Below are 13,196 nucleotides of genomic sequence, written 5' to 3'. Positions count from 1 at the left end.
GTCGGCGGGGAAGCCGGTCGGGGCGGGGCCGCCGCCCGGCTCGGCCACTGAGCGTGGCCGCGCCGCGCTACCGCCGGAGCCACCTCGCAGCGGATCTGCCAGCGACCGCCGAACTCCTCGTAGAGCGCGTCGGACAGCACGGAGATGTGGTTGCCCATCATCTGGGCGAGGACCGGCGACTTGACGGTCAGCACCACGGTGTCGCCGTCCACGTCGCGGACCACGGCGTCGCGCATCAGCGCCGCCGCGGGCTTCTTGATCCGGTTGACCTTGGCGACGATGTCCGGCCAGGCACGGCGTACCGCGACCGCATCCAGGGCACCCGAGGAGCTGCTGCCCGGGCGGGGCGGCGCGGGGGTGGCCGGGTCGGGCATCACCGCGTCCGGCGGCACCCGACGGGGCGTGGCCGGCGGGGTCACCGGCTCCGCCGCGGGGGCGGCCGCCGGCACGGAGACGTCCCGCGATTCGACGACGGGGGTCGGCGCGCTCGGAGTGGCGGGTGCGGGCTCGGGGCGTACCTGGGAAGCGGGGGCGACCGGCGCGGGGCCGGCGGCGGCCGACGGCAGCTCGGCGCCACCCAGCGTGAGCCGGCGCTCCATCCGTTCCAGGCGCTGGAGCAGGCCGCCGGTGGTGTCGTCGGCGCCGGGCAGCATCATCCGGGCGCAGATCAGCTCCAGCAGCAGCCGGGGCGCGGTGGTGCCGCGCATGTCGACCAGGCCGTTGTGCACGATGTCGGCGCAGCGGGACAGGGTGCCCGGGCCGAGCCGCTGGGCCTGGGCGGCCATCCGATCGACGTGGTCGGTCGGACCGTCGATCAGACCCTTGGCCGCGGCGTCGGGGACCTGCTGGAGCACGATCAGGTCGCGCAGGCGTTCCAGCAGGTCGGAGGCGAATCGGCGCGGGTCGTGCCCGGCCTCCGCCACCCGGTCGACGGTGGCGTACGCGGCGGCGCCGTCCCCGGCGGCCAGCGCGTCGCACATCTCGTCGATCAGCGCGGAGTCGGTGACGCCGAGCAGCGCGGCGGCCCGGGCGTAGGTGACGCCCTCCGGGCCGGCGCCCGCGATGAGCTGATCGAGCACGGAGAGGCTGTCCCGGGCGCTGCCGCCGCCGGCGCGCACCACCAGCGGGAAGACCGCCGGCTCGACGGTGACGCCCTCGGCCTCGGCGAGCTGTTCGAGGTACGGCCGGAGCGTCTTCGGCGGGATCAGCCGGAACGGGTAGTGGTGGGTCCGCGACTTGATCGTGCCGAGGACCTTCTCCGGCTCAGTGGTGGCGAAGATGAACTTGACGTACTCCGGCGGCTCCTCGACCAGCTTGAGCAGGGCGTTGAAGCCGGCCGACGAGACCATGTGCGCCTCGTCGATGACGTAGATCTTGAAGCGGCTGCTGGCCGGCGCGAAGAACGCCTTCTCGCGCAGCTCGCGGGCGTCGTCGACGCCACCGTGGCTGGCCGCGTCGATCTCGATCACGTCGATCGAGCCGGCGCCGTCGGTGGCCAGCGAACGGCAGGACGCGCAGGTGCCGCAGGGCTCCGGGGTGGGGCCCTGCTCGCAGTTGAGCGAGCGGGCCAGGATGCGGGCGCTGGAGGTCTTGCCGCAGCCCCGGGGGCCGGAGAAGAGGTAGGCGTGGTTGAGCCGCCCGCTGCGCAGCGCCTGCGACAGCGGCTCGGTGACGTGCTCCTGCCCGATGATCTCGGCGAAGGTGCGCGGCCGGTACTTGCGGTAAAGGGCCAGTGCCACCCGTACCGCCTCCTCTCGACCGAGCCATTCTGCGCCGGTCAGGCGCGGGTGACCACCCACCACCCCGTGACCCGACCCGCAGGTACGGTACCGGCGCCCGGAGACAAAAAGGCCTCCCGTGCACCCGGCAGAGCTCGCTTATCCTTGCTGCCTTCCGGCCCTGGGGAGGTTCACGAGGTACCGCCGCACGGGAGGTGACACCAAGCCTACCCGACCCCGCGTGGATCTTCGGGGGGTGGTGGGGTGGATGGACCGGCCGGGACCTGTATTCTGGCTCGCGGAGGATTCGCCTAGAGGCCTAGGGCGCACGCTTGGAAAGCGTGTTGGGTTAACACCCTCACGAGTTCGAATCTCGTATCCTCCGCTCTCTTGAGCAGCGAGAACGCCCGGTCGATCCGCAGGGATCGGCCGGGCGTTCCGCTTTCCGGCGCGCCCCGACGCCGCAGGTCGGACCGGACTCGGGTGAGCCGGCTCACGCGCCCTGTCGTCGTTCGGAGCCGGGACGACTAGGCGTCGAGCGGGTGCCCGAGGAGCCGGAGGCGTCCGCCGGATTCGATTGCCTGTGCTGCCGCACCCGACGGCTTGCGTTCCGCCTGGTCCTCGAACGAGGCAAGGAACTCCGTGGCGAAGTCGAGTCGGGGGTACCGGTCGAGCACGCCTTTCCTGTTGGCCTCGGAGAATTCCTCAGGACGTCGTCCTGCCACGTCCCAGGCCGTCGCGACCTGCAGCAGGTGGGACTCGGCGTCCTCGGCGGCGGACACGTCGGCGCGCATGTGGGTGACGATGATGTGTTCCACGCGGGCCGCGCGGGCCTCGGGCCAGCCGGCGGCGACTCCGAATACCCACGCGAGGTGCCCGCCGGCCTCCTCGAACGGAAGCGAATGACTGTCGAACGGCTCGGTGAGCCCGGCATCGTGCAGGAGGGCCGAAACGTAGTAGAGCTCGTCATCGAAGGCGATTCCGTGTGCGCGGGCGTACATCACCCCCCACAGGTAGGACCGGATGGAGTGGTTGAGCAGCGCCGGCGAGCAGTAACGGGTGGCCACGGACAGCGCCGCCGTCCCCGCAGGCGTGTTGGGCAGTTCCGGCAATCCGGAAGGCTCAGGCATGAGTGGATCGTAGTTGGGACGCCTCTGACATCAGGACCGGTCGTTGTCGTGTTAATCCTGGTCACAGCACTGAAGCGGTCGTTGGGGGCGCCGATCAGCGCCGTTCGCGCTCCCACCGCAGCCGCTGAATGGCGCGCGTTCGTCGCCGGGTCCCCGAGCGGGCCTGACCGACCCGTCAACCATCGGGCCGGACCGCCCTCCGAACGACCGGACGGCCGATCCGCGAACCGAGCGACCGGACGCCCGCCAAAAGGAGTCGGCCCCCACACGCACCCGGGAGGCAGGCCCGTATCCGACCGGACACCGGCCGCGCGACCCGGCGGGTACCGTCCGGTGATCGGCGGCGGCAGCGGATCCGTCGTACACATGTTCCATCCACAGGCTGTGGATGCCGGAGGGCTCGGATGAGTTACCAGCTCAGCGCCGTCGTCGCGGATGTCGAGCTGCTCCGCGAGCAGACCGCCGAGCTGGACCACGCGGTCCTCGCCGCGCTCCGGCAGGACTTCGCGCTGCTGCCGGTGACCCCGCAGCTCGTGCAGGAGCTGACCGGCGCGCTGCCCGATTTCGCCACCGACGAGCCGAGCGCGGAGCAGCCGTTCCAGTTGCTCCTCTCGCCGGCGTTGACGGAGCTGCTGGCCCGCTGGTCACGGCGGGGGCCGGTGGCGTACCTGGAGGCGGAGTTCGCCGGGGGCCTCGGCTACCAGTCGGCGGTGGTGTGGCTGGGCGGCGAGGTGAGCTGGGGCCCGCGGGTCGACCGGCTCCTGGACGGACCACGGGCCGAGTGGCCGATCAACGCGGCGCTGGCCCGGTTGGGCGCCGAACCTGGCCCGTGGATCGACCCCTTCGCCGAACTGGGTCTGCACCTGGAGCGGCACACCGACGGTTGGCTGGCGCACGGACGGCGGGGCCTCTCCGCCGACTACTGGGACGAGCTGGCCGAGGAATGGGAATACCGGCAATCCGGCGAGGACCAGCAACCTGAGCGGCCCCGGTCCGTTGGGGACTGGGGGATTCCATGAAATTGCGACAATTCGTATTCATTGCCATGCTGCTGACGGCTGCCTCGATTTCGGGGAGCGGTGTCCGTCCACAGGGGCCGGACGTGCCGGCCCGACCGGTCGGCGACACCGAGGTGGTCCACCTGAGCGGCCTGGCCGAGATCGAGTTCGGCGACACCGAGCAGGAGTTGACCCGCCGCGGCGTGCTGCGCGCCGAGGTCGACGCCTGCGGACCGACGCGGCCGGGCACGGGGCGGCCAGCCCGATCTTCGTGGACGACCGGCTGGTGCTGCTCTGGCTGGACGACCCGATGAGCACGCCGGAGGGGATCACCGTCGGCACGCCGGTCGACGAGGTGCTGACCAGCTACCCGGAGGCGATCCGGCTCGACGCTCCACAGCGGACGTACCGGTTCGACGGACTGCTGGCCCGCGACGGCGACCGGGCGTACCTCTTCCTGCACGACGGCACCTCGGTCCGGGAGATCATCGCCGGGTACGCCGACTGGGCCCGCCGGCTCTTCGACGAGGGCTACGGCCCCTGCTGACACCGGATGTCGGGTCGACCGCAAGACGGATTGCCAGTTGATCGAGCCACCTGGGATCATCCCTCTCGCCGCGCACGTCGCGCGGCGTGTCACGGGGGAGTTGATGTTGGGCGGTTTCCTGTCCACGCGTCCGGGGTACCGGCCCCGGAGAGGCTTCGGCCTGCTGTCGGCGCTCGCGGCGGTCGCCGTGACGTCCTCCGTCCTGGTCGGACCCTCCGCACCACCGCCGGCCACGCCGGCTCCCGCCGGCGCCAGCACCACCCTGTCCCGCCCGGCCGCCACCGCGCCGGCGAGCACGTCGACCGCCGCGTCCGTCACGGCCCCGACCGGCCGGACGGCCACCGCCACCTCTACCGCCGGCTCAACGCCGACCGCGTCGCCCGCGCCGACGTCCACGTCCACCGCGACCGCCCAGCAGGCCGCCGGTGCGGTGGCGGAGCCGAGCCTGACCAGGTACGCCGAGGCGAAGGTCACGCAGCAGCGGGCCCCCCGCGTCCCTGTCTGCGGCGGCAAGCTGACCCTCGGCAAGGTGGAGGCCTGCCAGTCGATCACCGGCCAGCAGAAGAACATCTGGACGGTCACCACAACCGCCGACCAGGACACCCTGATCACCAAGCTCACCCGAGGCAGCGGTGACTACGCCAGCGCCCAGGTGACCAACGCCGCCGGCCAGTCCGTCTGTGCCTTCGGGATCGACTCGGGCACCTGCCGGCTCGGCCCCGCAGGCACCTACACGATCACCGTCATGCTGTACTCCCCGGACGACCGCGGCAACTACACGCTCGCGGTGGACTCGACGCGCATTCCGTCGGCGTGCGACGTCCTGCCGGGGAACTTCTTCTCCTTCGACTCCGCGGGAGCGACCGACACCGTGCCCTTCGGCGCGGCGATGAACTGCTACAGCTTCGACCAGCCGCTCAACTCGGTGCTGCGGGTGGTGACCGACCCGGATGGCGACCTCGACGTTCGGGGACAGATCCTGGACGCGCAGCACGAGCCGGTCTGCAACCTCCCCTACGGCAGCGGCGAGTGCTCGCTCAGCCGCCCGGGGCCGTACCGGCTGCTGATGTGGGAGTACTACGGCAAGGAGAGCCCCTACACGCTCAAGATGCGGCGGCTGTCGAACCCGGTGGGCTGCCCGGCCGTGCCGCTGGCGCCGTTCGGTGACCCCGGGGCCGCCCTGGGCAGCGGCGTCGCCCGTGCGAATGACCTGGCCTGTAACACCTTCACGACCGACGCCGCGGGGCCCGTCCTGGTGCGCTTCATGCGCCAGGACGAGCAGGCCATCGCGTGGACGGTGCACGACACCGCCGGCCAGCAGGTCTGCGAGAAGGGTGCGAACTCGCGTTTCTGCGCTCTGCCGGCTGCCGGCACGTACACCCTGCTGGTGACGAACCAGAACATCTCCGACGCCGCGGTGGACTACCGGGTGGGGGTGACCCGCCTCGACCGGTTCGACGGGTGCGCCGCGACCACCGGCACCTCCTGGGACCAGCCGGCCCTGCGCCTGCACCAGACCTCGCCGGTGCAGACCAACTGCCAGCCGTTCCAGGGCAGCGCCGGCGACCGGATGCTCACGTACAGCACGCCGGCCCCACACGCCTGGCTGGTCGACCGGACCGGCGCACAGATCTGCACCGAGCCGTCCCAGGAGGACGGGTGCGTGCTGCCGGCCGACGGCACCTACCGGGTGATCTCGTACCTGTGGGAGTGGAACGCCGACAGCACCGACCTCACCTACCAGATGCAGATCCGTCGGCTCTCCGACCCGGTCGGCTGCCCGACGGTCCGGCCCGGGGTGTACAACGCGGCACCCGCCGGAGCCCCGGGCGGCATCCGCTGCCGGATCCTGGAGGTCCCGGCCGCCGGGGTCTACCGGGTGAAGGCCGTGCACGGCGAGAACCTCCGGGCGTACGCCCGCGTCTACGATCCCGCCGGCCGCACGGTCTGCACCGACATCCAGTGCGAACTCCCGGCCGCCGGGCGGTACACGCTGGTGCTCGTTGGCGACCGGGTGATCGACAACGACTTCGAGTACGCCGTCGCGCTGCTGCCATGGCAGCCGTCGGGGTGCCCGTCGGTCTCGGACACGGGCTGGCGCGACGCGCCACACCGGGGCGAGTTCCAGACCTCCGGGCAGCTCAACTGCCTCCAACTGCCCACCCCGTCCGGCGGGCACCTCGCCGCGCTGCTGCCGGGCGAGATGACCGTCGCGGCCTCCCCGGACATCGACGTGCTGAACGCCGATGGTCGGCCGGTGTGCGATTTCTCCTCGCTGCGTCAGTACAGCTGCCAACTGACCGGCCCGGCGCCGTTCTCCGTACTGCTCAGTGGCAGGGACTGGGTCCCGACCCTGGCGTACGCCCTCGGCTTCGCCCGGACCGACGGGCCGCCGGCCTGCCCGGTGCTGCCCCGGGACGCAACGGGCGCCACCGTGACCACCGGGACGAACCGTTTCGCGGTGTGCTTCTTGATTCCGACTGACCAGCACGCCGCTCAGGAGAGCTTCACCTGGACGCGGACCTCCGGGACCGGAGACGCCCGGATGTCGATGTTCGACGCCAACGGCGTCCGGTCCTGCGGCCCGACCGGCTACGCCGTCGAACGGACGATTACCTGCACCTTGCCGGCCGGCCCGGTCACGGTGCTCCTGGAGACCGACGCCGTCGACGCCACGTACCGGCTGACCCACCGGGACGCCGCCACCCCGGCGCCGTGAGCGACGGCGGTCTGGCTCTCTTCCCGGGCCGGCCGCCACCCCCGGTCTGACAAGCGGAAACGCCCGGCCGGTCCGTCAGGACCGACCGGGCGTTCTCGCATTTCGACGGGGACATCGGGGACCGGATGACGAAACGCCCGGCCGCTCGCGGGGAGCTGCCGGGCGTTGTCGTGCGGGAAGGGGGCGTCAGAAGAGCGGGCCGCCGCTCTGCGGCCCGGCGATCCGGAGGCCGTACCGCTGGGGCCAGACCCGGTCGGTACGCAGGCTCGCGCCGCTCCACGAGACGAACTGCGGTACGAGCCCGCCGCTGGAACCGTGGAACGGCACCATCGAACCCGACGGGTACCCGGCGGTGTCGCCGGCCACCTCCTCCCCGACCGACGCCACGACGGCGTCCAGCGGGCCGGTGCCGTTGAGGTTCAACACCGCGACCGACGCGCCGAACTTGTCGCCACGCTCGACCGTGCCCGGGATGTTCGGGTGGTTCTGGTCAAAGGCCTGAGCACCGCTACCGGTGATCCCGGAGGCCGAGCCCTTGAGCAAGGTGACCACCCCGCCCTCGTCCGTCGGACCGACCTCCTCCCCGGGCGACCCGACCAGTACGTCCGCCCGGCCGTCGCCGGTCACGTCGCCGACCGCCAGTGACCCGCCGAAGTGGTCGTTCTCCTCCGGCTCGCCCGGCACCCCGGCGGTGCGCTGCGTGACGACGCGGACCGCACTGCCGGCCAGGCCGGCGGTACGCCCCGTGAACACCGCGATCAGGCCGCCGTAGATGTGCGGGGTCTGGGCGCTGGGCGCACCGGCCACGACCTCGCCCAGCCCGTCGCCGTTCACATCGCCGACGGCGAGCGTCTCGCCCAGGTACCAGGCGATGGTGCCGGTCTGGCCGATCGAGCCGAAGATCCCCGCGCCGGTGACCGCGGTGGCGCCGGCGGACGACACGCCGGTCGGCGACCCCCACATCAGGGTGACCATGCCGCTGCCGTTCCAGGTCGCGCCGTCGTTCTCCAGTGGCGCGCCGATCACCAGGTCGTTGTATCGGTTGTTGTTGACCTTCCCGATCGCCAGCGAGAAGCCGAACCGGTCGTTGCGCTCGGCGGCACCGGGCACCCCGGCCTGATCCTGCTGCAGGAATTGGGCGCCGGTGGCGGTGAGACCGGCCGACCCGCCGTAGAGGACGGTGACCGAGCCGGCTTCCGTCTTGGTCCCGATCGCCTCCCCCCACGCGCCGACGGCCAGGTCCTCGCGGCCGTCCCCGTTGATGTCGCCGGCCGCCAGCGCCCCGCCGAACCGGTCCTGGCTCTCCGCCGCGCCGGGAACGCCCGCCGAACTCTGGTTGAAGTGCTTCGCCGAGCTGAAGACCAGGCCGCTGCTGCTGCCGGGGACGACCCACACCCCGCCGGCGTGGCTCTTGTTGCCCGCATCGACCTCGTCGGAGTCGCCGATCGCCAGGTCGTCGTACCGGTCTCCGTTGAAGTCGCCCGCCGCCAGCGCCATGCCGAAGCAGCTGCAGCCACCGTCGGAGGACATCGCCCCGATGAAGTAATCCACCTGTGGGGCGGACGAGTAGCGCACCACGACCACGCCGGACGCGGTGTAGGGCAGGTTGGTGTTGAAGGGATCACCGGTGACGGCGATGTCGTCGAGGCCGTCGCCGTCGAAGTCGGAACGGGTGCCGCCGGTGCCTCGCACCGGCGTGGTCGCCTTCGCCACCCGGTGATGCTGGAGGACGATGCCGTCCCGGGTGAGGGTCTGGACGTCGTCCGCCGCCTGCGCGGGGGCACCGACCGCGAGTCCGGCCAGCACCGCCACCAGCGGCACGCTCATAGTTCTTCGGCCCACAGAATCCCCCGATCATCGTGGATTGCCCCGACACGCTAGAGGCAGCGACGAACGGCGATAACTGGGCGAACGGGCAGGTCGACCGGCGACCGGGTGGCACCGTCCGCCGAACGGCCGATCCGCGGCCGGGTCGGCTGTCACCACCCTCACCACAAGCGGAACGCCCGGCCGATCCTCGCGGATCGACCGGGCGTTTCCGTCGACGGTGCAGCCGGTCAGTTCCTCCCGCCGCCCTCACACGCTTTCGAGGTCTGCGACCGACCCAGCGGCGACGGATGGGAGGAACTCGCCGGCCTCGACCGTCGCCCGTCCGGGTAACGCGTCGCTCGATTCAGTCCACGGCAGCGCGTCCGCGGTCACCGTCGCTGCCGCATGTCAGAATGCCCCCAAACCTGGAGCAGAGCTGGCAGAACGGGCGAACCGATGACGACGAGCAGGGCGGCCGAGCTGGTGCGGAAAGCCGGGGATCCAGAGCGGGCTACGTTCCTGGAACTCTTCTTCGACCTGGTGTTTGTCCTCGCGCTCGCTCAGCTCTCGCGCGGCCTGGCCGAGGATCTCGGGTGGACCGGTGCCTTGCGGACGCTGGTGCTGTTGGGGGCCATGTGGTGGGTCTGGTCCAGCACCGCGTGGCTAACCGACCGGACGGACCCACAACGACCGGTAATCCAGGCCCTGGTCATCGCGACCATGGTCGGCAGCCTGGTGATGGCGGCCGCGGTGCCCGAGGCATTCGGCGACACGGGCCTGATCTTCGCGGGCGCCTACGTCGCCGTTCAGTTCGGCCGCGGGCTCGTCCTCGTGGCCTTTCTGCGTGGCCACGAGCTGCAGCGCAACGGCGTGCGCGGGCTGTTCTGGTACGGCCTGTCGGCGCTGCCGTGGATCGCGGGGGCGCTCGTGCACGGTACGGCGCGTGGCGCGGTGTGGGCATTCGCGGTGGTCCTCGACCACACGGCAGGCAGAATCGGCTTCCCCACCCCGGGGGCGGGCCGTACGCCCCGCCAAGACCTTGTGATCTCGGGCGAGCACCTGTCCGAGCGGTACCGGCAGTTCTTCATCATCGCGCTCGGCGAGCTGATCCTGGTTACCGGACTGGCGCTGAGCAGCAGCGGCTTCGCGCCGGCCGGGGTCGCCGCGTTCGCAGTGTCGATCGCGGCCACCGTGCTGCTGTGGCGGATCTACATCTACCGCGCCGGGCAAGTCCTGGCGGAAGCGATTGCCGTGTCCGCCGACCCGGTCCGCCTCGCCGGAACGGCGTCATACGCCCACCTGGCCATGGTGGCCGGCGTGGTCGCTGCAGCCGTCGGCGACGAACTTGTCATCGCCCATCCACTCGGGCACACCCCACCGGCCTGGATCGCCGTCATCCTCGGCGGACCCGCGCTGTACCTGGCCGGGCGCGCCCGCTTCGAGTACGCGGTATTCGGCCGCGTGTCCCGGTCCCGACCGATCGGCGTCCTTGCGCTGGCCGCCCTGACACCGGCGATGCTCCCCCTGCCGCCAGTCGTGGTCGCCGCCGCTGCTGCCCTCGTCCTGACCGGGATCGCCATATCCGACGGAGCCCGCGGCCGCAGACGCCCGCCCGAGCCGCCGTCACCACCCCGCTAGCCGGAAGTGTCACCCACGTCTTGAGACTGTTCTGTCACGCAGGTCCGGAGACCCGACATCGCCGGCAGCCGGCTGTCCTCCGTCGACTGATGTGCGACAGTCGTCGGCCAACCACGCCGACCGGTGGACCGGTCAACCCGCGGACGGCCTACGACGAGTGGAAGCGGCTGCTGAGACCAGAAGCGGAACGCCCGGCCGATCATCAGAGATCTGCCGGGCGTTCTCGCGTTTCACGAGCGGTGGCGGCGGGATTTGAACCCGCGGAGGGCGTAAACCCTCACACGCTTTCGAGGCGTGCTCCTTAGGCCACTCGGACACGCCACCGCCGACGAGGGTACAGGACCGCCGGTCTGGATGCCGAACCGGTATGCCCGCCTCCGGCCTGGCAGGATCTTTGCCATGAGTACGCACATCGGCGCGAAGCCGGGAGAGATCGCCGAGCGGGTCCTGATGCCGGGCGACCCGCTGCGGGCCAAGTGGATCGCGGAGACCTACCTCGAGGACGCCACGTGCTACTCGACGGTCCGGGGCATGCTGGGCTTCACCGGCCGCTGGAACGGCGTGCCGGTCTCCGTCCAGGGCTCCGGCATGGGCATGCCGTCCGCCTCCATCTACGCCCACGAGCTGGTCAACGAGTACGGCGTGAAGACCCTGATCCGGGTCGGCTCCTGCGGCGCCCTGACCGAGGACCTCCAGCTGCGCGACGTGGTCGCCGCGATCGGGTCCTCCACCGACTCGAACATGAACCGGATGCGGTTCGACGGGCTGATCGACTACGCCCCGGTCGCCGACTTCGGGCTGCTGCGTACCTCGGTCGAGGTGGCCGAGCGGCGCGGCATCAGCATGCGGGTCGGGCCGATCCTGGCGGCGGACGCCTTCTACACCGACCGGCCCGACCTCTACGACACCCTGGCCGACTACGGCGTGCTGGCGGTGGAGATGGAGTCGGCGGCGCTCTACACGATCGCGGCCCGGTTCAAGGCGCGGGCGCTGACCATCCTGACCGTCAGCGACCACATCAAGACCGGCGAGAAGACCACCGCCGAGGAGCGCGAGCAGACCTTCAGCCAGATGGTCGAGATCGCCCTGGACACCGCCATCGCCTGATTTCCCCTCCTTTCCCGGCGCCCCGTCATCCGCCCCGGATGGCGGGGCGTCGCCGTTCCGAAGTGACCACGGTCACCGGATGAAACAATACGACCGGTCGTGCTTTTTGGTTAGCCTCTCCCCATGACAGTCGACGGACGCGTCGCCCGCGGCGACCGGACCCGGGGCGCCGCGCTGGACGTTGCGGTGGTGCTGGCCACCGAGGTCGGACTGCACGGGCTCTCGCTCGCGCAGCTCGCCGACACGCTCGGGGTGAGCAAGTCCGGCCTGTTCGCGCACTGGCGCTCCAAGGAGGCGCTCCAGCTCGCCACCGTCGACCGGGCGGTGGAGCAGTGGCAGGAGCGGATCATCGACCCGGCGCTGCGCGCCCCCCGGGGCGTCCAGCGGCTCTGGGCCCTGCATCAGGCCCGGATCGACTTCTACGCCGCCCGGGTGCTCCCCGGCGGCTGCTTCTTCGCCAGCACCGACTTCGAGTACAACGCCCGGCCCGGCCCGGTCCGGGACCGGCTCGCCGAGGTGTTCGGGCGCTGGACCGCGTTCCTCGAACACCTCGTCGGGGAGGCGGTCGCCGCCGGCGAACTTCCCGCCGACACCGACGTCCCGCAGTTGGCGTACGAGATCGACGCGCTCGGGATCACCGCCGCGCTGCGGTCCCGGCTGCTGGACCCCGACACCGCCTATCGGCACGCCCGCCAGGGCCTGCTGCACCGCCTGCGGGCGTTGTGCCCCGATCCGACCCTGCTACCGGAAGGCCTCTCATGAGCCACGCCCTCGCCGCCCCCTCCGCCGTCGAGTACGGCCACGTCGAGCACGTCAGCGTGTACTTCGACGACCTCGACGCCCTCGGCATCCTGCACAACTCCCGGTACGCGGTGCTGCTGGAGCGGGCCCTGACCGCCTACTGGGCCGAGCGGGGCGTCTCCTACCAGGGCGGGCAGCGCAGCGCGCCGGACACCTTCCACGCGGTCCGCGAGTTCACCATCACCTACCGCGCCCCGATCGCGGCCACCGGGCCGGTGGCGGTGCACTTCTGGCTCGAACACTTCGGCACCAGCAGCGCCGAGTACGCCTACCAGTTCCGCTCCCTCGACGGCGGCATCGTGCACGCCGAGGGCCGGCGGGCGATCGTCCGGCTCGACCCGGCGACCCTGCGACCCACCCCGTGGACCGAGACCGCCCGCGCGGTGGCCGCGAACCTGCTCCGCCCCGCCCCGACCCCGGCCTGACCGGCCCATGGGCCGGACGGGCGAGATGTCTGGGCAGGCCACGGACCTGATCGGGCCACGGGCCTGAGCCGCGACCGGCCTGGGCGGCACGACCGGGCCGGGCGACCGAAGCCACCGGATCGGCGGGCGGTCAGCGGAAGAAGGCGCGCAGCAGGGCGGCGCTCTCGGACTCCAGGACGCCGCCGTAGACCTCCGGCCGGTGGTTCGACCGGGCCGGGCGACCGAAGCCACCGGATCGGCGGGCGGTCAGCGGAAGAAGGCGCGCAGCAGGGCGGCGCTCTCGGACTCCAGGACGCCGCCGTAG

9 protein-coding genes, 2 tRNA genes, 1 other RNA gene and 2 pseudogenes are annotated in these 13,196 nt (G+C 71.7%); 8 read left to right on the top strand and 6 right to left on the bottom strand.

The genetic code is table 11. The features are described from left to right. Together JNW89_RS12740 and ffs are read right to left on the bottom strand one after the other, a co-directional pair. On the bottom strand, positions 1 to 1,739 hold a 1,739-nt coding region (locus tag JNW89_RS12740), incomplete at its 3' end, for a DNA polymerase III subunit gamma and tau (RefSeq protein WP_238449092.1). 107 nt (positions 1,740 to 1,846) lie between these two features. Beyond that, an RNA gene (gene ffs / locus JNW89_RS12735) (signal recognition particle sRNA small type) lies at positions 1,847 to 1,936 on the bottom strand. An 82-nt stretch (positions 1,937 to 2,018) separates the two neighbouring features. Between ffs and JNW89_RS12730 the strand changes: the two genes are divergently transcribed. Next, a tRNA-Ser gene (locus tag JNW89_RS12730) sits at positions 2,019 to 2,103 on the top strand. A 142-nt stretch (positions 2,104 to 2,245) separates the two neighbouring features. On the opposite strand, the gene JNW89_RS12725 is transcribed toward JNW89_RS12730, so the two are convergent. Next, positions 2,246 to 2,848, bottom strand: a complete 603-nt coding sequence (locus JNW89_RS12725) for an HD domain-containing protein (protein WP_238449091.1) — start codon at positions 2,846 to 2,848, stop codon at positions 2,246 to 2,248. A gap of 404 nt (positions 2,849 to 3,252) precedes the next feature. On the opposite strand from JNW89_RS12725, the gene JNW89_RS12720 reads away from it, so the two are divergent. The 3 genes and pseudogenes from JNW89_RS12720 (at position 3,253) to JNW89_RS12705 (ending at position 7,112) form a co-directional block, all read left to right on the top strand. Next, entirely contained in the window at positions 3,253 to 3,867 is a 615-nt protein-coding gene (locus JNW89_RS12720; RefSeq protein ID WP_238449090.1) for a hypothetical protein, read from the top strand. 32 nt (positions 3,868 to 3,899) lie between these two features. Continuing rightward, positions 3,900 to 4,393 (top strand): annotated as a pseudogene (locus JNW89_RS37605) (hypothetical protein). A 103-nt stretch (positions 4,394 to 4,496) separates the two neighbouring features. Continuing rightward, entirely contained in the window at positions 4,497 to 7,112 is a 2,616-nt protein-coding gene (locus tag JNW89_RS12705; protein ID WP_238449087.1) for a hypothetical protein, read from the top strand. A 186-nt stretch (positions 7,113 to 7,298) separates the two neighbouring features. Here JNW89_RS12705 and JNW89_RS12700 read toward each other — a convergent pair whose 3' ends face one another. Next, on the bottom strand, positions 7,299 to 8,939 hold the full coding sequence (locus JNW89_RS12700) for an FG-GAP-like repeat-containing protein (protein ID WP_238449086.1): 1,641 nt from the start codon (positions 8,937 to 8,939) through the stop codon (positions 7,299 to 7,301). Between the two features lie 438 nt (positions 8,940 to 9,377). Between JNW89_RS12700 and JNW89_RS12695 the strand changes: the two genes are divergently transcribed. Continuing rightward, entirely contained in the window at positions 9,378 to 10,559 is a 1,182-nt protein-coding gene (locus JNW89_RS12695; protein ID WP_238449085.1) for a low temperature requirement protein A, read from the top strand. Positions 10,560 to 10,796: 237 nt separating this feature from the next. Here JNW89_RS12695 and JNW89_RS12690 read toward each other — a convergent pair. Further along, positions 10,797 to 10,883, bottom strand: a tRNA-Ser gene (locus JNW89_RS12690). Between the two features lie 75 nt (positions 10,884 to 10,958). On the opposite strand from JNW89_RS12690, the gene deoD reads away from it, so the two are divergent. The 3 genes from deoD (at position 10,959) to JNW89_RS12675 (ending at position 12,892) form a co-directional block, all read left to right on the top strand. Then, on the top strand, positions 10,959 to 11,666 hold the full coding sequence (deoD, locus tag JNW89_RS12685) for a purine-nucleoside phosphorylase (RefSeq protein ID WP_088959848.1): 708 nt from the start codon (positions 10,959 to 10,961) through the stop codon (positions 11,664 to 11,666). Between the two features lie 123 nt (positions 11,667 to 11,789). Further along, positions 11,790 to 12,428: a TetR/AcrR family transcriptional regulator gene (locus JNW89_RS12680; protein WP_238449084.1), complete on the top strand. Its 639-nt coding sequence runs from the start codon at positions 11,790 to 11,792 to the stop codon at positions 12,426 to 12,428. Then, positions 12,425 to 12,892: a thioesterase family protein gene (locus tag JNW89_RS12675; protein ID WP_238449083.1), complete on the top strand. Its 468-nt coding sequence runs from the start codon at positions 12,425 to 12,427 to the stop codon at positions 12,890 to 12,892. Before JNW89_RS12680 ends, JNW89_RS12675 begins: the two co-directional genes overlap by 4 nt. A gap of 130 nt (positions 12,893 to 13,022) precedes the next feature. Here JNW89_RS12675 and JNW89_RS12670 read toward each other — a convergent pair. Beyond that, positions 13,023 to 13,112 (bottom strand): annotated as a pseudogene (locus tag JNW89_RS12670) (nucleoside deaminase); the annotation flags it as partial. Positions 13,113 to 13,196: the final 84 nt, after the last annotated feature.

This window comes from Micromonospora sp. 4G55, assembly GCF_016803375.1.
The sequence above is the reverse complement of the archived record's forward strand: the minus strand, read 5'-3'. Positions and strand labels throughout refer to the sequence as shown.